The sequence below is a fragment of the Bacillus cereus group sp. Bc010 genome, from assembly GCF_027716745.1.
Taxonomy (GTDB): Bacteria; Bacillota; Bacilli; order Bacillales; family Bacillaceae_G; genus Bacillus_A; species Bacillus_A pacificus.
The window spans coordinates 174699-197507 of the sequence record NZ_JAQFUY010000006.1; the positions used below are offsets into that span (position 1 = coordinate 174699).

The following is a 22809-nucleotide window of genomic DNA, read 5'->3' on the forward strand; positions in this document are numbered from 1 at the left end:
CGATCAACCCCTATCCTTTAATTCAAACACCTTATTCGGATTCAAAATATTTTGCGGGTCAAGAGCTTTCTTTATTTTCTCCATTACGAGTAATGCCGCCCCATGTTCTTCTTCTTGGTACTTCCGCTTTCCGATTCCAACGCCATGTTCTCCCGTACACGTTCCCCCTCGTTTAAGAGCATACAAAACGATATTTTCATTTATTTCGTCTGCCTTTTCCACTTCTTCTTTATCGTTAGGATCAATCATTAAGAGCACATGGAAATTCCCATCTCCTACATGACCAAGAATACCACCAACAAGACCAACCTTATCTAATGTCTCTCTCGCATGTTGAATTGCCCCAGCCAATTCTGAAATTGGTACACATACGTCTGTACTCATTAATTTTTTACCAGGATAACTATGCACATAAGAGTACGCTAAGTTATGTCTTGCATCCCACAGTTTATTTCTCGCTGCTGTCTCCGTCTCAAACGCAACTTCTTTACATTTATGATCAAAAACAATTTCTTTCGTAAACTCAATATCTTGCTTTAGCCCTGCTTCATTACCGTGAAACTCTAAAAACAGCGTAGGCTCTTCTCTGTAACTTGTTTCACTATAATGATTGACTTGTTTTATAGATAGTTCATCAACAAGTTCAATTCTCGCAATTGGAATACCCGCTTGTAATATGTTAATAACAGCTTCTACTGCATCATTTATAGTTGGAAACGATGCTCTCGCGGCCATAACATGTTCTGGTATACCGTATATTTTTAGTGTTAATTCCGTAAAACATCCAAGCGTACCTTCTGATCCTACGAAAACACCATTTAAATGGTAACCTGATGACGACTTCGCAGCTAAATTCCCAGTATGTATTACTTCCCCATCAGCAAGAACGACTTCTAAATCACGAACTTGATCACGCATAACGCCATATTTCACGGCTGTCGTTCCACTCGCATTTGTAGCGGCCATTCCACCTAACGTTGCATCTGCCCCTGGATCTACACTAAAAAATAAACCGTATTTCTTTAACTCTTTATTAAGCTGAGAACGAGTCACTCCCGGCTGTACTCTCACTAGAAAATCTTTCTCTCTTATCTCGAGTATTTTATTCATAAGTGAAAAGTCCATTGTAATTCCTTTTTCATATGGAATAACATGCCCTTCTAAACTAGAGCCTACCCCAAAAGGAACGACAGTTTTTTTATGCTCACTCGCTACTTTCATTATTCTACTAACCTCTTCGGTCGTTTGCGGAAAAACTACTACATCAGGTAAACTACTAGCATGATAAGATTCATCTTTACTATGTAACTCTCTTACTGTCGTATTGATTACTACTCGATCTTCAGGAATTACGTTTTTTAATTCATTTACTAAACGCTCTACTGTTATTTCCATCGTACACTCTCCTACTCTCTATAAATTTGAATTACAAAATATGTTAAGTGTTTTATACATAATAATCCGAAAAATTAAATAATTCAAGTTTTATACATATGCAATTCGTTTCATACTGTCGAATAAACAAAAAGAACTTGCAATACCTATCGCAAGTTCTTTTCTATAAAACTACATTTTAAACGACTTCTTTATTAACAACATAAACCAAATTAAAGTAACTGCCATCAACGAATGAGAAAAACCAACAATATAAGTTAACCCTTTAAAGTCCGCTCCATTTAACTGAAGAAGCCCTCTTGCTGCTAGCGAACCTAACATTAAAATTAGTGCGATATTATGTACAACAAACCACTTATTAAAACTTTTCGCTTCATGAAACGCGAATACTTTTGCTAATCCTAAAGCAATTAAAAAGAAGAAAAAGCCGAGTACAAGTGTATGTGTATGTAAAAGGTTTAACAAAGTAGATCCTACAATCCCTTTATACTTTCCATACTCCCTAGCGAAAATCCCTGATAATAAACCGATAATCAAATACGTAAACGATGCATTATATAATTTCTTCATTATGTGCCTCCTTGAGTAGAATGTGTAGTGTGTCATATTTAGTAATAATGATAGTTATATAGTAAAAACTCCTAGTCACCTAGGAGTCATTGTATAAGCATCTCACTCTTTACAATCAATTCTAATTATAAAATATCCCTTTATGCAAAACAAACGAACTTTATGTGAACAATCCGGGCTCTTTTAAAATATGTTGCGATTTTGTATTACACAATCCATACTAATGATTATAAATGTTAAAGGTGGTGCAGTAGCTTGATAGTTCTTGAAACGGAACGACTCACTCTTCGTTGGCTCGATATAAAAGATGCTCCGTTTATTCTTGAGTTAGTAAACGATCCTGCATGGATTCAGTTTATCGGTAATAAAGGAGTTAGAACCCTGGAAGACGCAACAAATTATATTGTAAACGGACCAATCGATATGTATAACAAACTTGGATTTGGTCTTTACTTAGTAGAGCGAAAAGAAGATCTCACTCCACTCGGTATGTGCGGTCTTATTAAAAGAGATTCATTAGAAGATGTTGATATTGGCTTTGCCTTTTTAGAAGAATTCCGTTCAAAAGGATATGGCTACGAGTCAGCTTCTGCTGTAATAGACTACGGTGTACAGAACCTAGGTCTGAAACGAATTGTAGCAATTACTACTATTGATAACATCCATTCAGGAAAGCTTTTAGAAAAAGTAGGATTGAAGTTCGAAGAGATCATTTCGGACTCAGGGGAAGATTTAAAATTATTCGGGTATAACGCGTAAAAAAGATTTTGAAAGAAAAACCCTTGATTTGTCTACGCTAAGCAGAAAATCAAGGGCTTCATTTATGTTCTAAGGGGGCGTAATGATCGAATAGAATGGGAACTGTTAATATCGAATTTATATTGACCTAAGAAATTTATATGCTCCCAACCTAAAGGTGGAATATGGGCAAGTAAAGGCTCCTGATGTTTTCCTACTTCCATATGTAAATCTGTTTCGTGATGTAGTAAACCATCAATGACATGAACGGCATCCCTAGCATTCGTATTAATCACTTTTGTATAAAAGCTAGAGAATTGATCACTCACAAAGCGATAAAGTGAAACTTTAATCAGTGGGGGTTTTCTTCATCCCCCACTGATTATTAGCCCTCACCAATCGGACTTTTATGGGCAGCCCGACCCCCACCTAACTTCTTTGCTTTCGCTGAATCTTGAGGTGGGGGTCTTACTGCCCATTAAAGTGGGATAAATGGTAGCACCTTTACCTGTTCCGTAATGTGGATTTGCGTCTGCATGTAAAGATGAAACCCCAATTTGCATGCACATCCCATCTGAAGACGAAGTGGTACCATCTCCCCAATAAGAAGCTAATTCTAGTTGGTGCTAGTAATTTACTAATGTTGCTTGTGCCTTATTCATTGAATCTTCACCACTCGTTTTTTATCGGACTTCTTTTTACTGTACTTTTATTTTCTTTATGAGTTATTAGAAAAATAATTGTCTATATAAGTCTTTATTTTTTCAAAATTCTTTTCCATAAATAAGATTGCTGGTACTTCAATTATTGGAAGATTATTTTCATTATCAAAAGGTGGACACGGTTTGGGAACTACCAAATAGTCAACTGAGTTTTTATCCCTAATATAATTAATCGAAACATCATAATACTCAGAAAAATATCCCTTCAAATCATCCTGATTCCTTAAAAATGGTAGAGAAAATATTGAACCATAATTTATACCAGCGTCGACAATTAATACAAAGCATATTTTTTTCATGATACACCCTCCTCGTATAATAAGTTTTAAGTTAATAACTGTTCCTTGAAAATTAAATAGTTTTTATCTTCAAGAGCTACATCAAAAAAATGATGTATGGGTAAAATTTAGTCTTGGATACCAGGGGATCCCCCCAGATAATGGAAGTGCAACAATGAATCCATCGGGAATATGCTTACTCCTCCTGTAGTTCGAGCACGTTAAAAGACTGTGACCCAGACCAAAATGCACTGCATACGCACAAGCTGTATCGGTTTCCTTTTTCTTTATATTCAATTAAATTATATCATTATTTTACATAAATTTACAGAATTTGTTTTTTATTTTATTGGTAAACTTATGCTTAGCATGAATTGGAGTGCTTTGGATTGAATTAGCGGTACCTCGTCAACGTTGTACACAGTGCAATTATACATTTACTTTTGATTACGGGTTAGGGCTGATTCACTCTTCAACAGCCTCATTTCGTCGTGAAATTGTACAGCGTTGTAAGGGGCGCGCTTTGTCAGATGTTGCCTGCGAATATAACTTGCCTTACACCACGGTAGAGCGCTGGTTTTATTGGTATGCACCTGAACAATTCCATGATGAAATAGCTACTCGAATTTGTGTAGATGAGTTTGCGATTCGTAAAGGGCACACGTATGCAACAAGTGTGCTAAATGCAGATACAGGGCATGTTTTAACTGTCGTTCCGAATCGTAATCAAGAGGCAATCGAAACAGGCAAAAAGACGATTAGCTGATTGGATAAAACGCTATCAATTCCATGTTTGCGGTGCGGTTGCGAAAATTGTGAAAAGCTTCGTATTACGTGAGAAAGCGATGCTCGATACAATTGTGTCACCTTTATCCAATGGAATCATGGAGGGAACAAACAATAAGATTAAACTTATCAAACGGCGTGGGTTTGGCTAAAGAAGTGATGACCATCTTTTCTTGCGCATTCGCTTAGAAACAGAACGTTGATTTTATCACCCCCATCTTTTGGTGATGATCCTTTCATATCGCATTTTTGGTACTTTATAGAAATAATTCTTCCGTTTATAAATTTATTATATTAATATATTAAATAAAGAGGTGAGAATAAATGGGACAACCACTATTTTTATTAGTTCTTCAATTCATTGCATTTATATTAATCATTTGTATCTTATATGGAATCTTGTATAATGTCGTATTGAATTTAAATATGCCTAAATGGACTGCACATATGGTAGCTACGTTATTTTCTCTTGGTAGTGCCTATCAAGCTTTTGTAAATTTTTTTGTATAACACGCAACAAAAAGGTCGCCACTCACGGCGACCTTTTTACTATTTCACTTCTACCGTATAATTCCCTGTTCCCCCGCCATACTGATACACATGTAAATAATACTTCCCTGGATACGTGTAGTAACTTCCTACTAACTTATTCCCTTCTTGCTGTGCATACGTAACATAATTATTTAAATCTGCTTCCGAATAAAGAACCCAGTTCATTCCGATATTATTTTCATTCGTTACGTTAATTTGAAGGTTTTTAGCAGTATCCACATTAATTTCAAAGAAATCACTCGTATCGCCATTTCCTAAACTAGCACGTAAAATTTGATTTAGCTGCAGTTTGTTTGCTGTTTGAAATGAGTTATTCGGCTCTTTTTCCACACTGTTATCTTCTTTCTTTTGAACCGTTACATTCGTTGTAGCAGTATTCGTTAATCCTTTGTCATCTGTTACTGTTAATTTCGCTGTATATGTTCCTTCTTTTGTATACACGTGAGTCGGATTTTGCTCATTACTTACTGCTCCATCACCAAACTCCCATTTATACGAAGTAATTTTCCCATCTTCATCTTTTGATCCATCGCTTTTAAACGAAATTGCTTCATTTACATTTCCACTATAGGGCCCATTTATAACTGCAACTGGCGCTTTATTCACAGCACCTTCTTCTGTATTAATACCATGGAATACAACATCATACTCAAATTGTCCTGCTGCATTCACACGGTAATTTACGAAATAAGCTGTTACTGTTTTATAGCCTGTCCATTCTTTCGCACTTAAACGTTTTAACGTATCATTCACGTTTTGTGTAATTGTCTTCCAGTCTTCATATTCTCCTTTTGCAGTAGTACCTGTGTACGTCCCTTGTAGTGTAAATGTATGAAAGAACTGTGATTTATTTTTCTTAACTGATACATTATTTAATTTTGCTTCGGCTGTAATTTCTGCCGCAATATCTGAAACTGGTTTCGGTGCGTGAGTTGCTAAATAATCATCTGATACTAACGGAACATTATATTTCTCACGGTTATCTACTAACATTTGCATATAATCTTGATATTCTTTATTTAAATTCGCATCTTTACTTAAAGCAGAGCGGTATGCATCATATGCTGTTACATCATTTTTCCTAATAAGATCATGAATTTTGTCAAACATATCATATCTCTTATTGTACATGTACGATTGTAAAGCGAAGGAATAATTATAGAAATCCCACGTTCCATATTTTGCGTTTAACGTTCTCTCTGCTGTATAACGTTCTGCTGGATTTGAAGATATTCCTCCTATAATGCTCTTTCTCGGTACAACATTATCTGTTCTCGTTGCACCTGCAAAAAACTCCGCATTCCCTTCTTCAAACCAAGATAATCTCTCATTCTCATACATCTTCCCTTGTCCCCAAAGTCCTGGCACTTCATATCTACCTTGTAAGTAATGTGTGAACTCATGTCGGAACAATTCTTCTAAACTATAAATACTTTCTTCTGGCGTACGTTCATACGTAAAGAACGTACCTGTTCCTTCTATATAAAGACCGCCGTTATTCGTTTCATACCCGTATAATTGACGGTTAAATTGATATTCAGCTGGGCTATTATAAATAACCATCGTTAATACATCATCAGGATTGCCTTTTTCTAACGGCTGGTCACTTTCAACCGTACGATGGAATTGTGCCTTCACTTCTTTTGCCGCCCAATATAGACGTTTTACTTTTTCTTCTGTCACCTTATCTCCAGCTTTTAACACAATTGCTCCATCATCGAACGTATACGTTTTCGGTAAATATTTTTTCTTACCATCTTCTCTTATTTGATCTAGATCAACCACTTTACCATTCGCATCTTTCCCGCCATAATTCGTCGCAATTTGCTCAGCAGCTACGAAATATTGCTCACCTAAATACGGATAGATTTTCATGGCATCTGTTACAACTTGTAATCCTTTCGTTTCTGTACTATGGAACGTACCAAGTCTACCTGTATAATAAATACCATTATTAATTAACCAACCATTTTTCGCTGTCACCGTTCCAATTAAGGCAGAACGACTTAATTCATTAATATAGCTATCAATTTTTTGATACCATATTGTATCTTTCGGTGCTTTTCTCGTATCGTACAAATACGATTGAATATCGTAATCAACACCTTGCATAATATCGTAAATCGCATTTCCAGCTGAAAGATTATCTACCAATGTAGAAAAATTATCATTATATTGTTTAAAAATCTTTGCAGCTGATGTGATCGTTTCCACATCACTTGAAGCATTCCCAATTAATTTTCCATATGATGAGACAACTCTATTTTGTTCTAACGTACCGAGTTTAAAATTCGGGTTATTCGCAATCGTTTTTAGTGCAGGTAAGCATTTATCATGATAGCTTCGCTCATTTAGTTTACTTAATTCTGTATGATAAAATCCTAAATAAAAACCAGATCGTAACACCTCTACTAAAGTCTCAATCCCTTTTGAATCATCTTTCGTATAAGCTTGTCCTTGCTGGTTCAATTTATCAATAATTGCCTGCATTCTACTATCATTTTGATAGAATGCAAGACTATCCTTATTAAACTGAAATAGCCCAGTAATTTGCTCCCAATCAATTGTTACAAGTAAGTCCACTAACTGCTGATTGCTCAATTGATTTAATTCAGCAATTGTATACGTTTTCGCTACAGCTAATTGCTTACTTTCCTTTTTCACTTCAGGCGGTCTTTGTGACAAATCAGCAAATTGTAGCCTTTTCTCAAAAGACTTATTTTCCAACACTTTTGATGAATGAGCTAATTCTTGCACTGGTAATTGTAAACCAATCGGCTCCATTTTGAGCACATTCCGATATGAAACTTGCTCTCCCTTTGTACCTTCTGCCAATGCGTCCCCTTGAAAACTCCCTAACATGAAACTAGCAAAACTTACCCCTACTAACACTTTTTTTGAATAGCCTTTCATGCTCTCCCCTACCTTACATTTTTAGTGTACCGCACCATTATTTTACTATTTTTACTTTTTATACTGTATTGAGAAAAAATAAGGTAACGTTCACACATGTATCCATACCATGCAAAATTAACACTTGACTTTATGTGCGTTTTATATCAAAAAAAGATAGATAATAGCGAAATTCCCGCTACATCTATCCTCGTTTTCAAAACTATGATTTTAACTTTATGAATGTAACTTCTGGTAATGTTTGCATATGCTGAATAAACTCATTCTTTTCTTCTGACGATATGTTTTTCAGTTGCATCCCTACCTTATAAACAATTTCTATCCCTTGCTGTGAAGCTTCCACTTCATATGAAAGTATTGGAATGCCTTTCATATGAAGTGTTTCTAATATTTGTTGTACTGCTTCACGTTTATTTATACACATTTGCACCATTATATTTTGCGGAAATAAAAATTGCACCTTAAAAATACGACTTACAATCTCTAAACCAATTAAAACAAGAATCGTCGCTCCAATTCCTACTACATACATACCAGCACCAATTGCTAATCCAATTCCTGCTGTAGCCCATAAACCAGCTGCTGTCGTTAATCCTTTCACCGCCTGCTTTTGAATAATAATTGTACCTGCACCTAAAAAACCTACTCCACTAACAACTTGCGCTGCAATACGACTCGGATCTAGTGCCATATGATCTTCATTCATAATATCTGAAAAAGCATATTTCGAAACGACCATTATTAAAGCACTTCCTACCGCTACTAGGAAATGTGTTTTTAAGCCCGCTTCTTTTGATCGAATTTCCCTTTCAATACCGATTATTGCTCCTAACAAACCAGCAACACCGATTCGTATAATGAAATCAATATTTACACTCACGAGCCCTTCCCCCTTTCATTCATTATAGATAGATAAAATAAAAATTATCACACACATCCATGTATCGATATGAAGGAATTTTACTAAAATACACTTAATACCTAGGCCATTTTATGTTAACATTTTAAATATTAACATAAAATAAATAACTTCTAATTTTAAACATCCACTCATTTTCTTGAAAAACAAAGGTGGATTACATGAAATGAGGTTGAGAAAATTTAGAAAGCGCTTTCATTTTGTGTTGTAATTTTTTATACATTCTACATAAATAAAGGAGCTTGCTAACAATGAACGTCTCTTTGATTACACCTACTACCGATTTACAAGACGAATACTTAGATTTTTATAACGAATGGAAAGATAGCGGTGAAACGATGATTCCGTGGGTTATTACAAAAGACCCTTCTAACTTCCCTGCTATGGTACAAGAACTACTCGATGCACATAACGGAATAAATCTTCCTGAATCTTGGGTACCAGATTCTACGTATTGGCTCGTTACAGATCATAATAGAATTGTAGGCGCTGTTAATATACGTCATAGTTTAACCGAACATTTATTTAACGCTGGCGGTCATATCGGTTATGGCATTCGCCCTTCTGAAAGAAGAAAAGGTTATGCTACGAAGTTACTAGCATTATCACTGGAAAAAGCGAAGCAATTAAACATCACAAAAGCACTTGTCGTTTGCGATGAAGTAAATACTGCTTCAGAAAAAACAATTTTACATAACGGCGGCCTTCGTGATGATGATTTCACTGAGGAAGACGGAAATGTAGTAAGACGTTTTTGGATTGAGCTATGAAGAAGTCATTGAATGAACATAATCTTGTTATAGAGAAATATAGTAAAAATAATGAGCTACAAGTAAAACAACTTATTGATTTATATAATGAAGAATCGTACGTATTTCACTTATTACGAGATAATAAAACAAAATGTGCGTATGTTGCCTACTATAAAAAAGATGTAGTAGGCATCTTTTTCACCTGGGGCAGTAACTTCCATCCATACTGCACATACTTTCGAATATATACGAATCCTTTCTATTCGGAGCTACACATTGAAAAATTTTTATTAAACGAGATTTCAAAAAGAGAAAACTTCAAACTACCATTACAAACCTCTATATGGGAAACATCAGCTCATTTAAAAGCGTTTTTTGAAGAACATAATTTTACGGAAATCCGAAGAACATATATGCCGATATTAGACTTACAAAAAATAGTTTCTATCGAGATAGTCCCTAATTCAAATTATCATATACAAACTTTATCGAACATCGTATCAAATAATAATTTATTAGAAAAACTAGCCTACTTAGTAAAAGAAAATTATGAGCAAACCCACCTAGCAAATCCCGTTGCCTCATTCCCACTACAAACTTGGCAAGAGATGATTTTAGCTGATGACGTACTACTAGATGGGAGCTTTCTCATTATAGATGAAGAGCATCGAATTATGGCATACTCTTTCCTCCATACATCAGAAAAGGATAATACAGTAGAACTAGGATGGTGCGGGACTCACAATACAGAAAATGTATCCTTACTGAAACTTCTCATTTTCAAACAAGCTATGTATGCAAATACACACGGTTATTCTTTCTTTCAAGGTGAATTCGATTCAACAAGTATATATGCAATGGAGATATTAAAATCTTTCCCTTTCAATCCTTGTGCTACCTGGATTACGTATCAAAAAGAAATCGGAAGGTAATTATACACCTTCCGACTTCTTTTATGCTGTTTCTATTTCAAACTGTACTGTAATACCACTCGGGTCTACTACTGTAAACCCATTTATAGTTTCATTTATTTCATGCTGTTTTTCTATTAATCTTTCTTTCACTTCATCTAACGCTTCTTTATGCGGCAGTACTATCGTATACACTTTTAATCCAGTTGCATGTGCCGGTGGGTGCGGATTATTTACTCCGTTCCACGTATTTGCGCCTATATGGTGATGATATCCTCCTGCAGAAATGAATAAGCAGTCATCTTCGCGTTGCTGCACTTCAAAGCCTACTGTATCTACATAAAAGTCATGTGACTCTTCTACATTAACTATTCGTAAATGTACATGTCCAACGACAGTATTAGCAGGTAATCCATCAAATTCATAATCAACAAGCGTTGCTAGTTCTTTTAAATCAAGCGGGGTACTTCCTCCTGGCCCTTCTCCCCATTGATCGCGCGGACGATCCGCATATATTTCAATACCATTTCCCTCTAAGTCTTGTAAATAAAACGCTTCGCTATACGTATGATCACTCGCACTATTAAACCTTGAAATTGGTAAAATTTCATTTGAATATGTATAACGTCCCTCTTGCTCAGCTGGACTATCAATTACATTCTTATTACGAATCACACCAAATAATGCCGAAGCAAACGCCTCACGAGTCGGAACTAAAAAGGCTACATGATATATACCAGTCGTACGCGGCTCTTGCAGTACCCCGTCCTCTAACTTTTTAAGAACAAGTAACGTGTTCTTTCCACCTTTTCCAGATAAATACGCTTTATTCCCCTCTTGCTTAATTACTTCTAAACCTACAACATTCTCGTAAAAAGCAATTTGACGTTCTAAATTTAACACCTTAAATTCAACATGACCAATACGTGTTTTTGGATGAATTTGTACCATGAGTAACTTCCTCCCCAATTTCCTTTTATTTTTATATAAGTTGATGGACAATAGCCACATTCAACGAACATACTTTAATTTTGTTTTTTTGTAGCATCAACTTTCAGCCATTTTTTTGATATTTCGCTTAATGTCCCATCTTGTTCTAATTCTTTCAATGCTTTATTTATATCTTCTAACTTTTCGCTCTTTTTAGCAAATGGAAATGCAATCTCTCCCCATTTAAGTGGACCAAATCCTACTTTCACATTATCTAAATCTGCCTTTTTAATTGTTGTTTCTACTTGCACTTTATCATTATAGTAAGCATCTACACGACCAAGTCCCACTTCATTCAATTCTGCTGTTGGATCTTCTGAGAACGTTTTAATTGTAAAAGCATTATTTTTATTTAAAGCTTTTAATTCTTGTTCCCCGGCTGTACCAAGCCCCACACCTACAGTCTTTCCTTTTAGATCTTCTATCGATTTAATTGTATTATTATCTTTCTTCACCGCGAAAACAGATCCTGAATAAACATATGGAATTGAAAAGTCATATTTCTTTTTTCTTTCCGGAGAAACCGATAATTCATTTGCAATTGTATCAATACGACCCGAGTCTAATAAACCGAATAATCCTTCAAAATCAGAAACGTTCCATTCAACTTTATATCCAGCTTTTTTAGCAGCCGCTTCAATAATTTCAGCATCAAAGCCTTTTACTTTCTCACCCTCTTTAAAAATAAATGGACTACGACCTGCAGACGTCCCAACTTTCACTACTTTTTCATCTGTTTTTTTGCTCGCTGTATCTGAACCACAAGCAGATAAAAGCCCAACCGATACTGTTAATGCCAATGTTAGTAATAATGATGATTTCCTCATAATTTTTCCTCCTAAATAACGAAATGATTGCCTTCTTCTGAAGCATTCAATTGTCGTAAAAACTTTTTCGTACGCTCATTTTGTGGATTCCGAAAAATTTCTTCTGGCGTTCCCTGCTCTACAATAATGCCTTCAGCCATAAATATAATACGGTCCGCTACTTCTTTTGCGAAATTCATTTCATGTGTGACAATAACCATCGTTATATGCTGCCTTGCCAAATCCTTAATGACTTGCAATACCTCGTTCACTAATTCTGGATCAAGTGCAGAAGTCGGTTCATCAAACAATAATACAGCGGGATTTAAAGCCATTGCCCTAGCAATACCTATTCTTTGTTGTTGCCCACCTGATAACATCGTTGGGTAGAAATTTTCTTTTTCAGCTAAACCTACTTGTTTTAATATTTCTCTTGCTATTCTTTTTGCTTCTTCTTCACTTTTTTTCTGTACAACTGTTAATGGCGTTGTAATATTTTGCAATGCTGTTTTATTTTTAAATAAATTATAGTTTTGAAAAACCATTGCTGTTTTTTGGCGTAATTTTATTATTTCCTTTTTATAAAGCTTCTTCACATGAATCTCTAAATCTTCAATTCTAATACTTCCACCCTCTGGTTGTTCTAATAAATTTAAACATCTTAATAGTGTCGATTTACCTGAACCAGAAGGTCCAATAATGACTACTACCTCCCCTTTACCGACAGTAAGTGAGATTCCTTTTAGTACTTCATTACTCTTATAAGATTTATACAAATCACTTATCTCAATCACACATATCACCTCATCCTTGTTACAAATACGGTGCATCAAGTTTCTTTTCTAACTTTTTCTGTCCCCAGCTAATTACGATTGTAATAATCCAATATACAATCGCTACCGCTAAGTAACTTTCCATATAACGATACGATTGTGCCGCTAACATTTTCGCTTGCGCTAAAATTTCAGCCACCCCAAGTGCAAAAGATAACGAAGATTCTTTTAACAATCCAACAAAATTATTTCCAAGTGACGGTACTGCAACCCGAATAGCTTGCGGAAAGATAATCTGTCGCATAGCTTGCGCCTTTGTCATTCCAACTGATAAACAAGCATCCATTTGTCCCGATTCGACAGCATTTAATGAACCTCGAATAATTTCTGACAAATACGCTGCATTATTTAAACTGAGACCAATTAAAGTCGCTTGCATCGCTGTAAGTACTGTAAAGGTTGGGAATATTTGCGGCAATCCGAAATACAACACGAACAATTGAACTAATAAAGGTGTTCCTCTAAAGAAAGATATATATACTCTTGCAATAGAATATAGAAATTTCGTTTTGTTTTTCGTTATGATCGCCAAACCTATCCCTATAACAAAAGAAATAATCATTGAAACTACAGTAATTCCTAAAGTTATGTATACATACTTAAATAATTGCGGAAAACTTTCTAAAAAATACGTTACATCAAACTTCACTCTATCCCCCCTCTCTAAATAAAAAACTCTTCTTACACATATAAGAAGAGTTGAATGTTAATCCATTTCCCCTCATCTTCCAAACGCTTCATACGTTTGCTGGACTTAGCACAGTACTTTTATAGCCTGTTGCTGAGATTTCATCGGGCCAGTCCCTCCATCTCTCTTGATAAGAAAACTAATAAATTTTTCCATTTATTTAGTTGTTATTATGAAGAATACAATTAATAACTAATAATGTCAATATGAAAACTAAGAATTAAATTCGATAAAGTGAAACTTTAATCAGTGGGGTCTTACTGCCCATTAAAGCCGGATAAATTCCCAAACATCTTGTTCCTCACATTCACCTAGTCTTGAAATGTATCACTAATACTGGATAAACTACACAGAAAAAGCCATTATTTCTATTGTTAGTAGAAATAATGGCTTTTTCTAGATTATGATTCTTATCGCATTTTATGTACTTCAGCAACTAACTTTCCGCCCTGAATACCCATATAAAGCTTCACAGGTGCATCATTCGTGTTTTCAAACACTAAGTCTAAGTATGGATATGCAATTGTAGCATCTCTTCCTTGTGGAACGTAACCTACCGTTTTAGAATGTGTTGTTCTCTCTACCATTTTCAAACCAGCTTGATCTGCTGCATTGTATAATGTTGATGATGTTTGACAAACACCACCGCCATATCCATCTACTAATTTACCATCTACAATTTCTTTTCCTAATTGATATCCTTTATCTGGCGTTGTATCACCAATTAATGCATTGAAAGAGAAACGGTCTCCTTTTGCTAATACAACTCCATTTATGCTCGCTGCTGACAAACGAATATTTTCAATACGGCCACCTGTTGAGCCACCTAAATTCGTTTCATATCTACCAATTACCGTACCACTTCCTTGCGCATCACTTAATGTTGCAGTAGGCTTCTTCTCAACAATAGGTAATTGATAGGAAGAATCCCACATACCTACGTTTAATAATTTATCTACTAATTCTTTTTCCATTAATTCATAAGAAGGTTTCCCTTCTTGCCAACTTCCATCAGATCCTAGACGTGAAGGGACCATCTTTTTGTCAACATTTTTTCCAACTTCCCTAGCAACCTTCTCAACTGATTTTTTAAATTTCGCTTCATCTTCAAAATAACCTAGACTCGACAAATCTAGCTTTTTCACTTCCGTACCTGTACGACCATCTACTAAACTAATAGAATCCTGTACTTCTGCTTTAGCCTCTACCGTGTGGCCACCAATATCACTTACTAATGCAACATCACTTACTTTTGTACCACAGCCACTCACTACAGCTACACATAAAACCCCAACTAATATACCCTTTACTTTACGGAACAATATACTCTCCCCTTTTCCCCAATACTACTTTTATGTATTATTTCATTTTTATGTATGTTTTGTTACAATCATTTTACAATATATTTATAAATTGTTACAAGTTATTTTTTACTCTATATAAATTACTCTTTTCTTTTCCAAATGTCTATACATATTTACATAAAAGTTTGAGTTTGATAGAATTGTAACCTTTACGTAACCTCTCCCTATTATCCAGTATATACCATAAAACGAACGAAATACAAATGTAAAACTCCATATTCGTATTTATAAAAAAACATCCTGTGAACATAAATAGGTATTTGCCGTGCCACACTCCGCTTTTACACATACATTATGGTGAATTAACCTATTTTAAAGAAATGGAGGATGTTTTTATGTACCCCTACAATCCATACGATCCATATAACCAAACTGGTTATCAACCTCAATATGATTTACAAGCACAATACCAACAATATATAGATCCAGTAGAACAAGTTAATCCATATGATCAAACTCGACAATTCCAACTTCCAATCTCTTTTCCTGGTGCTGGAAACCGTCAATTAGAAAGACGAGTAAATGAGCTTGAACAAAGAGTACGTCAATTAGAAAACACGGTTGAGCGTCATACACGTAGATTAAACCGCTTAAACCAACGTTTACGTACAGTAGAAAACAGACTGAACATTCCATTTTCAGCATTAGAAGACGGATTTTAATTTCGAAAATAAAAAATATATGAAGGAAGGGGGGCTTCCCCTTCCTTATATAAATTGACGAAAGTTTTTTCCATCTCTATACTGATAAGAGTTAATGAAATGAAACAAGGTGATAAATATGGATTTTGAAATAAATTATCTTTCCTTTTATGTTGTACAAGTAGAAGGAAAAGGTGAAGCTGTTGATAAACGCTACAAACATTTTCAAACATTAGACGCTGAAGAGTATGAAGATAGCTCCTTAAAAGAATTTTTGAATGGAGAATTATTAAAAATTTCAAAGCGAAAAGTAGAACGTCATGCGAAAACAGAACAAGCTCCGACAAAGATTGGTCGCTTTATTGTAGAAGAAGGGCACGAACTTGATTCAAACCCTCATTACAACTTATTTAATCGCATCCGCTTTGCAGAAACGAAGGAAAACTTCAAAGATATGAGCGAACCTCTCGTTTATACATATCTTGATACAAGTGCTGTGCGCGGTGGTGTATTTTTAATTGCGCAAGCAAAACTACGCAAATACTTTGATGATCCATTCGTCTTCGTTATGAAATGTGACTTCGAGCCAAAAGTCGCTTCTATTTCCGATGAATCCACACTAATTCGTAACGTTGAAATGGCCATTACAACAAAAAATATGAAATCTATCCAATATCCGTACATGCCCGAAGAAGGTATGGTCGAAGTGGGCGAGCTAAAGATTCACCAAGCATCACACGCCCGTTACTTTGAAGACTTCTTAAAATTCGTCGAGTACGAACGCTCTATGCCTGAAATTATGAAAACACAAGTAATGGACATGGTATACGACCAAATTGAAGATGTATTTGAAGAAGGTACGGAAGAGCGCGAACAATTCGACCAAGCGATGGAAGTATGGGCTGCCAGTCCGAAACGCGAAATTATGGAACAATTTTCAACCGAAGAAGTAATGGAAGCTACCGCTCAAATCGTCGAGCATGCTCCTGAAGTGGAATTAAAGCTAAAAGCAGACCATATCTCTGTAAAGGCCCTGCTTGCTGATTTCGGGGATCAAATACATATCGCAAAAGTAAATGACCGATACGTATTAATGATTGAGGCTGATACACTTACATTTGAGAAAGGATTCTCTCCAATTGAGTTTCTGAAGCCAGACGAATTACAAGACGTAATTGAGCGGATTGAGAATAAGCAGCAGTATTCTTATGATCCGAACGGGATTGAATAAATCCTTCCATTTAACTGTTTTTACTGGACGCTTTTAATAAGCGCTCTTTTATTTGGGACATAGTTTTCATTTATATTAAAAACCGATTCCACTAAGAATCGGTTTTTCTGCTTTATAACAAAATATGTTTAAAAATAATTTTGATTCAGGATGACATTTGTTGCAGAATCAAGTCCATCCCTTTCTGATTATACAAACGTATTTCCATTAGAAATATTGGCTTCAATATTCCTAATAGACCAAATCCTTCTATAAGTTTTTGGTGTTTTTCCTTTTAGTCACTATGTATGTTCTCAAAATTAAAGTTTCATTTCACTACCTCAAACTTATTGTACTCGTAAAAAGATAACTGAAAACGATATTCCGGATGCTCTCTCACCCAATCGTAAGCTTCTTCTAAAATTTCCATTTTGTTTTGCAAGTCATTAAGTTCACTACATTCGTTCCTTTTCTGTTTGCACAGAGGACAAAATCCATTCACTATTTCAATACTCGTCGCCCTAATCGTTTTACTTTCTAAATTAACTACTAAACGAAGAAGAAAAGAATGCTCTTCTTTTGTAGTTACCGTCATTTCAGCAATCCCATCCTCATTCCAAAAGATTCCGTTTAATTCCATCTGTACGTTGACGTCTTTAATATCTAAGTCTATCACTATCACACCTCCCTTGTATAAAGCTCATCTTTTACTCTTCGATTTTAATCTTTAATACACCACGCTTTAAAGATATATTAAGCTTTTTCCAATTCTTCTTCTTTGCTATGAAAGGAAGTGTAATTACCGCTAATAGCGTGGTAAATATTATCCCAAAAACTAAAACTGTTACAATGTTAAAGATTGCTTCCATTCAACTTTACCCTCTTTCATTTCTATAGGCTCTAATTTTATGAATATATTAAAAAATTTCTTACCACACCTTAAATTTCAAAGTAGCACAGCAAATCAATTCCTATTTATATGAATACTTTATTCATCCATCAATACAATGACAGTAAATTTATGTAGCTAGAAATAGAGAAGAATGTCATTTAACCTCTGCATTCTTCTCCATCTCAGCCAAATACCTAATCTGCCTTTCCGCTTTTCTAACCGCCGTACGAAAATGTTTTTTCAGAAGTTCTATTGTAGGTTCACTTATATAATATCTTTCCGTTATACTTTCCCACGTGTCACTACTTTCAAATGTACTCCAAGCGAACGGACGCTCAGTATTTTTTCTCATTTCTTTAAATACCCATTTTCGCATCTTTTTTTTCGCTTTTTCTGTTAGTTTTCCGTTCTCTACTAGTTCAAGTTCACCATGCCTTTTATACCTTTTAGTAATATCTCTCTCGCTATATGCTTTAAGAAGTATGTTCGCTGTATTCTCAGCATCCGCTAAAGCACGGTGCTGCTTTCCTTCCCATGTTAAACCGAGTTGTTCTACTGCAGATTGTAAACTTGGTGTATGCTCAAATAAGTCTTCATACGCTTGGAAAACAAATTTTTGCAAATCCATTCTTCTTTCTTTGTCCATACGTGGACATTCTACACTATGTAACGTACAATCATGAGATAGAAACCGATAATCTTCTTTTCCCCATGTAACAAATATAGAATCTTCTCCGATAAACTGAATAAATTTCTCTATAATTTGCGGAAATTTCTCTACACCCATTAAATCTTTCTTTGTAATTCCCGTTAATTTTGTCGTATGACGAGTAAGTCGTGCCCCCGGTTTTACTAACTCCGAAAATTCTCCAATTATCTTCATTGTACTTACTTCTATTTTTACAGCTCCAATATCAACTATCTCTGACGGATCTTCTGATTTATACGGCCTAAAATTTCTCTCTATATCAAACACAATAAAATGTGTAGCGTTTTCCAATTTTTTTACCTCTTTCTACATTCCTTTTCACACACATACTTTATTTTCAGTATTTATTTATTCATACACTTTATGCATGTAATACTTCGTCTAAAAAACGAAAATTCAATCTCATTATGCTATGTACATAGGAGGGTATTCAATAAAAATGCAAAAAAAAAGAAGGGCAAGCCCTTCTTTTTTCCGTAATTACTTCTTGTTAACGTTAGTAGCTTGAGGTCCACGGTTACCTTGTTCTACTTCGAAAGTAACTTCTTGACCTTCTTCTAAAGTTTTGAAGCCTTCGCCTTGGATAGCTGAGAAATGAACGAATACGTCTTCTCCGCCTTCAACTTCGATGAATCCGAAACCTTTTTCTGAGTTAAACCATTTTACTTTACCGTTTTGCATTTAAAAAATCCTCCTACAATGTACCTATATGTACATATTCATTTTCAACCACTTTACAAAAATAAGTCAGACATTAAAAAAACTGCAACTCTGAGGAGATTTAACATTGCTATCCTCCTCGGAAGTTACAGCTCATTTAAATCTCTATATTATTAAAAGTAAAATGGTTTAAATATAATATATCATATCAATATAATAAAAGCAAAGTTTTTTTACTATACTATTTTTTTCTTCCATTGCATTGCTTTTGATTCACCTGACCCAGCTACAACATAGCCTTCTTTTTCGTTCACGATGCGCCAACCATGCCCTTTAACTGAGTCACATACTGTAACAATTCCTTCTTCTAAAAGTACACGACAAACCGTACTAATCCCCGCCTTATTTTGCGTTGACGTTGTATATAGCACATGTTGATCTACACTTAAGTCTAAATAGCTACTTGCTTTCTGCTCACTTTGACATGTGTGCCAATATGTTTTTTCACTCTCTATACTTTCATCTATTTTACAAAAAGAAATATTACCGCTAATCCCCTTGCATGATCCACTTGCTGCTACTAAATAAGAATTGTGTAAATTCAACGCTGAAATCATCTGATTCATCACAATTTTAATCCTCTTTAATTTACGTGTCTCCAAATTAAAGAGCCAAACACCACCATATTTAGCATGTATTTTCGTACCGATAAATAAGTAATGTTTGTATAAAAATAACGATCGAATAGACGGTGCCCCACCACCATACTCAAGAAATGGATGAATGGTTTCCCATGTCGAACCAAAATCATTAGAATGATACAATGTTTTATCTCCATGGGCAATGACAGTTCCTTGTACATTACTACACACATTCCAACTCGTTGCTTTTGTTGGAAAACGCTGAACCGTCCAGTTCTCTCCACCATTCATACTACGAATAAAAATTCCTTCGTCGCCTACACCATACACTACATTACCTTCGCTATGTAAATCCCTAATTCGTTTTTGAAAACCATTTAATATCGGTTTCCATTCTCCGTCTTGTTCAATAAATAAGCCATTATATGTAGTAGCTAACATAAGCTTTCCATCTCTTAACTTTGTAATAGCGGTCGCACTTAACATTGTCTCCACGTTGACACTCCCATTCTTAGAACTTCTCAGCAAATGCAATTGCAAAATTACTGCACTTTTCAACATCCTCTTCATCTTCTGGAGCTAGTTCAATTTTCAATCCTTCTTGTACAAGCTCTGCACCGCGCTCTACAAGGCGTTCTTCAAATATCGTTACCGCTTCACAAAACAGTTCATACGCCGTATCACCTGATCCGAATACCGCTGCTTTCTTCCCTGATAAATCTATATTTTCTAAGTCATCATGGAAATCTTCCGCTTCAAATGGTAATTCCCCATCTCCCCACGTATAAGACCCTAAAATGATTCCATCATAAGCTAATAATTCTTCAGCATCCATGCCTTCCATTTCTTGCAATACTACTTCATGATCAAAGGCATCTAAACTAACTTTAATTAAATCAGCAATACTCTCTGTATTTCCTGACATACTTGCATAAGCTATTAAAATTTTTGCCACTTTGGCATCCCCCTCTAACAATAAATGAGAATCAATTTCAATTATTTTTTTTCTTCTATTTACATTTCACATCTGACTATTTATATTTCATTTTAAACATCTACATTCATATTCAACTATTGCCAAATCTCTCTTCAAACCTTATTGTATTATCATCATTTCACATTACTTATTTCAAATAAAAATGTGTGTGTATCATGCCCAATCATTATTCAACTGTTCACTTTACAGAAAGAGGAGTCCTTATGATGAGAAAGTATTTTATTAGATTTTTAAAAGCCATCTCCCTTTTAACAATATTCCTACTAATAGGAGCTGCTATTATTTTATTCGGTACTTCATACGGTCATAATTTACGTGTTATCGCAGCCGAGAGCATTTTAACTTCTCAGCATCCACAATATGCAAAATTCACGTTATTGTCTGATAAAGAATTAAATGATATTTCTCAATCCATCACAAATCCAAAATGGAAAAATAGTGAATTTTTAACTTCTAAACTTTCAAAAAAAGAGTTAGAAAGACAAAAAGATTTGCCACTAGATGTTTCTATTGAAACAATAAAGAAAAAATATAATGATCATTTTTTCGAAGGGAAATTAATGACAATTAGTAATCCATTCAACGTAAAACTTGTTACCCAGCAAGGTTCAGAAGGTAAAGACGTCGGAGAAAAAATATACGTAATGGCAAAGCGAAACCATGCAGTTGCCGCTGTCAATGCCAGTGGTTTTTGGGATGAAACCGGGCATGGTGGTGGTAAAACCGGAATTGGTATTGTTATTGAAAACGGTAAAGTTATAAACACGCCGAAAGATATTAATACCCCTACTCTCATCAGTGGACTTACAAAATATGGACAAATGGTTTCTGGGGAATTTTCTGCTAGCCAATTGTTAAATAAAAATGTTGTTTCCGCTGCTGGATTTATGCCTCAGCTAATTGTAAATGGAGAAAAAATGATTACAAATGATGGTGGTTGGGGATATGGTCCTCGAAGCATTATGGCTCAGAAAAAAGATGGCTCGATTATGTTTTTCGTCATTGATGGTAGACAACCTCACAGCATTGGTGCTTCCTTGAGAGATTGTCAAGATATTCTTTATGAAAAAGGTGCTGTCAATGCGATGGCAATGGACGGGGGATCATCCGCAACATTATATGCAATGGGAGATATTTTAAATATCCCTTCCACCTTATCTCATAAATCACGCTATTTACCAAACGCATGGGTAGTTACAGCGAACCCTAAGCAACAAGTTCATGTAACAATAGACGGTAATTCTGCGAGCTCTCAAAAAATTTCTGCATTAACAAATACGACCGCTATAGCTACCAACAAATAAAAAAAGCACAGATGACTATACATTTTACTGAAAGAAAATGAAAATGAAGTTTAAGGCTAAATCTAGATATGAATGCATGTTGTTAAACAACAATATGATAATAAAATAGGAGTGGGGAATCCACTCCTTTTATCACGACATGTTTTTTGTTTTTTATTACGACAATTAGTGCTCAAAACCATAAAAAATAAGCGTATCAGGCAAAGTGCTGATACACTTCAAAACTACATTATTAAACAACATGAATCGTCGTGTAGTATATGGGGTACCGCCACATGCCCATCAACTTAAGAATTTTCACTACCCCCAAGTGACAAAAAACGTTATTCTTTCTAAAAAGCTAGCTAGAAAGGGTGACATTTTTTATGAATCTTTCGATTCAAGATGAATTACAACTATTTTCTGAAGAACTGTATCGTCATTTAACCCCTTCTCTTTTGGAAGAACTCGCAAAAGAATTGGGTTTTGTAAAAAGAAAACGAAAGTTTTCTGGAAATGAATTAGCTACCATATGTATTTGGGTAAGTCAACGTACAGC

At 35.1% G+C, this 22809-nt stretch carries 25 protein-coding genes, 2 pseudogenes and 1 riboswitch; of the genes and pseudogenes, 10 read left to right on the forward strand and 17 right to left on the reverse strand.

The genetic code is table 11. The features are described from left to right. Positions 1-3: 3 nt before the first annotated feature. Together PDQ68_RS10435 and PDQ68_RS10440 are read right to left on the reverse strand one after the other, a co-directional pair. Positions 4-1395 carry an FAD-binding oxidoreductase gene (locus PDQ68_RS10435; protein WP_061183447.1) on the reverse strand — a complete coding sequence of 464 codons (1392 nt, stop codon included), beginning with the start codon at positions 1393-1395 and terminating at the stop codon, positions 4-6. Positions 1396-1566: 171 nt separating this feature from the next. After that, entirely contained in the window at positions 1567-1965 is a 399-nt protein-coding gene (locus tag PDQ68_RS10440; protein ID WP_061183446.1) for a DUF2871 family protein, read from the reverse strand. Between the two features lie 255 nt (positions 1966-2220). Here PDQ68_RS10440 and PDQ68_RS10445 point away from each other — a divergent pair, with 255 nt between their 5' ends. After that, complete coding sequence (locus tag PDQ68_RS10445; RefSeq protein ID WP_061183445.1) at positions 2221-2724, forward strand: GNAT family N-acetyltransferase; 504 nt, start codon at positions 2221-2223, stop codon at positions 2722-2724. Positions 2725-2921: 197 nt separating this feature from the next. On the opposite strand, the pseudogene PDQ68_RS28995 reads toward PDQ68_RS10445, so the two are convergent. Together PDQ68_RS28995 and PDQ68_RS10460 are read right to left on the reverse strand one after the other, a co-directional pair. Further along, a pseudogene (locus PDQ68_RS28995) lies at positions 2922-3374 on the reverse strand (Tn3 family transposase); the annotation flags it as partial. A gap of 47 nt (positions 3375-3421) precedes the next feature. Continuing rightward, complete coding sequence (locus tag PDQ68_RS10460) at positions 3422-3724, reverse strand: hypothetical protein (RefSeq protein ID WP_061183444.1); 303 nt, start codon at positions 3722-3724, stop codon at positions 3422-3424. Between the two features lie 358 nt (positions 3725-4082). Here PDQ68_RS10460 and PDQ68_RS10465 point away from each other — a divergent pair, with 358 nt between their 5' ends. The 3 genes from PDQ68_RS10465 to PDQ68_RS10470 all read left to right on the forward strand — a co-directional run bounded on the left by PDQ68_RS10465 (position 4083) and on the right by PDQ68_RS10470 (position 4999). After that, positions 4083-4469 carry a transposase gene (locus PDQ68_RS10465; protein ID WP_158612355.1) on the forward strand — a complete coding sequence of 129 codons (387 nt, stop codon included), beginning with the start codon at positions 4083-4085 and terminating at the stop codon, positions 4467-4469. 4 nt (positions 4470-4473) lie between these two features. Beyond that, the gene (locus PDQ68_RS28960) at positions 4474-4641 is read left to right on the forward strand and encodes a transposase (protein WP_367734838.1); all 168 of its coding nucleotides are present in this window, start codon (positions 4474-4476) and stop codon (positions 4639-4641) included. Between the two features lie 172 nt (positions 4642-4813). Beyond that, positions 4814-4999 (forward strand): hypothetical protein, encoded by a 186-nt coding sequence (locus PDQ68_RS10470; protein WP_049113234.1) that lies wholly within the window; start codon positions 4814-4816, stop codon positions 4997-4999. A 39-nt stretch (positions 5000-5038) separates the two neighbouring features. Here PDQ68_RS10470 and colA read toward each other — a convergent pair whose 3' ends face one another. Both colA and PDQ68_RS10480 read right to left on the reverse strand, forming a co-directional pair. After that, on the reverse strand, positions 5039-7954 hold the full coding sequence (gene colA, locus PDQ68_RS10475) for a collagenase ColA (protein WP_061183443.1): 2916 nt from the start codon (positions 7952-7954) through the stop codon (positions 5039-5041). 202 nt (positions 7955-8156) lie between these two features. Further along, entirely contained in the window at positions 8157-8834 is a 678-nt protein-coding gene (locus PDQ68_RS10480) for an MgtC/SapB family protein (RefSeq protein WP_000115697.1), read from the reverse strand. Between the two features lie 290 nt (positions 8835-9124). Between PDQ68_RS10480 and PDQ68_RS10485 the strand changes: the two genes are divergently transcribed. Both PDQ68_RS10485 and PDQ68_RS10490 read left to right on the forward strand, forming a co-directional pair. Continuing rightward, complete coding sequence (locus PDQ68_RS10485) at positions 9125-9643, forward strand: GNAT family N-acetyltransferase (RefSeq protein WP_001103098.1); 519 nt, start codon at positions 9125-9127, stop codon at positions 9641-9643. Then, positions 9640-10557, forward strand: coding sequence for a hypothetical protein (locus PDQ68_RS10490; protein ID WP_061183442.1), 918 nt, complete (start codon positions 9640-9642; stop codon positions 10555-10557). Before PDQ68_RS10485 ends, PDQ68_RS10490 begins: the two co-directional genes overlap by 4 nt. A gap of 21 nt (positions 10558-10578) precedes the next feature. Here PDQ68_RS10490 and PDQ68_RS10495 read toward each other — a convergent pair whose 3' ends face one another. The 5 genes from PDQ68_RS10495 to PDQ68_RS10515 all read right to left on the reverse strand — a co-directional run bounded on the left by PDQ68_RS10495 (position 10579) and on the right by PDQ68_RS10515 (position 15175). Next, a complete protein-coding gene (locus PDQ68_RS10495; RefSeq protein ID WP_061183441.1) occupies positions 10579-11487 on the reverse strand; it encodes a VOC family protein in 909 nt (302 codons plus the stop codon). Between the two features lie 74 nt (positions 11488-11561). Next, a complete protein-coding gene (locus tag PDQ68_RS10500) occupies positions 11562-12353 on the reverse strand; it encodes an amino acid ABC transporter substrate-binding protein (RefSeq protein ID WP_001232341.1) in 792 nt (263 codons plus the stop codon). A gap of 11 nt (positions 12354-12364) precedes the next feature. Beyond that, a complete protein-coding gene (locus PDQ68_RS10505; RefSeq protein ID WP_061183440.1) occupies positions 12365-13126 on the reverse strand; it encodes an amino acid ABC transporter ATP-binding protein in 762 nt (253 codons plus the stop codon). 19 nt (positions 13127-13145) lie between these two features. After that, positions 13146-13814: an amino acid ABC transporter permease gene (locus tag PDQ68_RS10510; protein ID WP_000667175.1), complete on the reverse strand. Its 669-nt coding sequence runs from the start codon at positions 13812-13814 to the stop codon at positions 13146-13148. Positions 13815-13883: 69 nt separating this feature from the next. Continuing rightward, a riboswitch (SAM riboswitch) is annotated at positions 13884-13990 on the reverse strand. 273 nt (positions 13991-14263) lie between these two features. After that, a complete protein-coding gene (locus PDQ68_RS10515; protein WP_000488988.1) occupies positions 14264-15175 on the reverse strand; it encodes a VanW family protein in 912 nt (303 codons plus the stop codon). Between the two features lie 362 nt (positions 15176-15537). Between PDQ68_RS10515 and PDQ68_RS10520 the strand changes: the two genes are divergently transcribed. Together PDQ68_RS10520 and PDQ68_RS10525 are read left to right on the forward strand one after the other, a co-directional pair. Then, positions 15538-15879, forward strand: coding sequence for a hypothetical protein (locus PDQ68_RS10520; RefSeq protein WP_001997954.1), 342 nt, complete (start codon positions 15538-15540; stop codon positions 15877-15879). Between the two features lie 118 nt (positions 15880-15997). Beyond that, positions 15998-17089 (forward strand): DUF3900 domain-containing protein, encoded by a 1092-nt coding sequence (locus tag PDQ68_RS10525; protein WP_000345047.1) that lies wholly within the window; start codon positions 15998-16000, stop codon positions 17087-17089. 307 nt (positions 17090-17396) lie between these two features. Here PDQ68_RS10525 and PDQ68_RS10530 read toward each other — a convergent pair whose 3' ends face one another. From PDQ68_RS10530 to PDQ68_RS10555, 6 genes are all read right to left on the reverse strand, one after another. Continuing rightward, positions 17397-17744 (reverse strand): hypothetical protein, encoded by a 348-nt coding sequence (locus PDQ68_RS10530; RefSeq protein WP_016718188.1) that lies wholly within the window; start codon positions 17742-17744, stop codon positions 17397-17399. Positions 17745-17775: 31 nt separating this feature from the next. Then, a complete protein-coding gene (locus PDQ68_RS10535) occupies positions 17776-17937 on the reverse strand; it encodes a hypothetical protein (RefSeq protein WP_000387289.1) in 162 nt (53 codons plus the stop codon). Positions 17938-18114: 177 nt separating this feature from the next. Continuing rightward, on the reverse strand, positions 18115-18960 hold the full coding sequence (locus PDQ68_RS10540) for an exonuclease (protein WP_061183439.1): 846 nt from the start codon (positions 18958-18960) through the stop codon (positions 18115-18117). Between the two features lie 189 nt (positions 18961-19149). Continuing rightward, positions 19150-19350, reverse strand: coding sequence for a cold shock-like protein CspB (gene cspB / locus PDQ68_RS10545; RefSeq protein ID WP_001179150.1), 201 nt, complete (start codon positions 19348-19350; stop codon positions 19150-19152). Between the two features lie 215 nt (positions 19351-19565). Continuing rightward, positions 19566-20465 (reverse strand): WD40/YVTN/BNR-like repeat-containing protein, encoded by a 900-nt coding sequence (locus tag PDQ68_RS10550; RefSeq protein WP_061183438.1) that lies wholly within the window; start codon positions 20463-20465, stop codon positions 19566-19568. A gap of 16 nt (positions 20466-20481) precedes the next feature. Then, a complete protein-coding gene (locus PDQ68_RS10555; RefSeq protein WP_001062754.1) occupies positions 20482-20925 on the reverse strand; it encodes a flavodoxin in 444 nt (147 codons plus the stop codon). A gap of 248 nt (positions 20926-21173) precedes the next feature. Here PDQ68_RS10555 and PDQ68_RS10560 point away from each other — a divergent pair, with 248 nt between their 5' ends. Further along, the gene (locus tag PDQ68_RS10560) at positions 21174-22271 is read left to right on the forward strand and encodes a phosphodiester glycosidase family protein (RefSeq protein WP_061183480.1); all 1098 of its coding nucleotides are present in this window, start codon (positions 21174-21176) and stop codon (positions 22269-22271) included. Positions 22272-22636: 365 nt separating this feature from the next. Continuing rightward, positions 22637-22809 (forward strand): annotated as a pseudogene (locus PDQ68_RS10565) (IS4 family transposase); the annotation flags it as partial.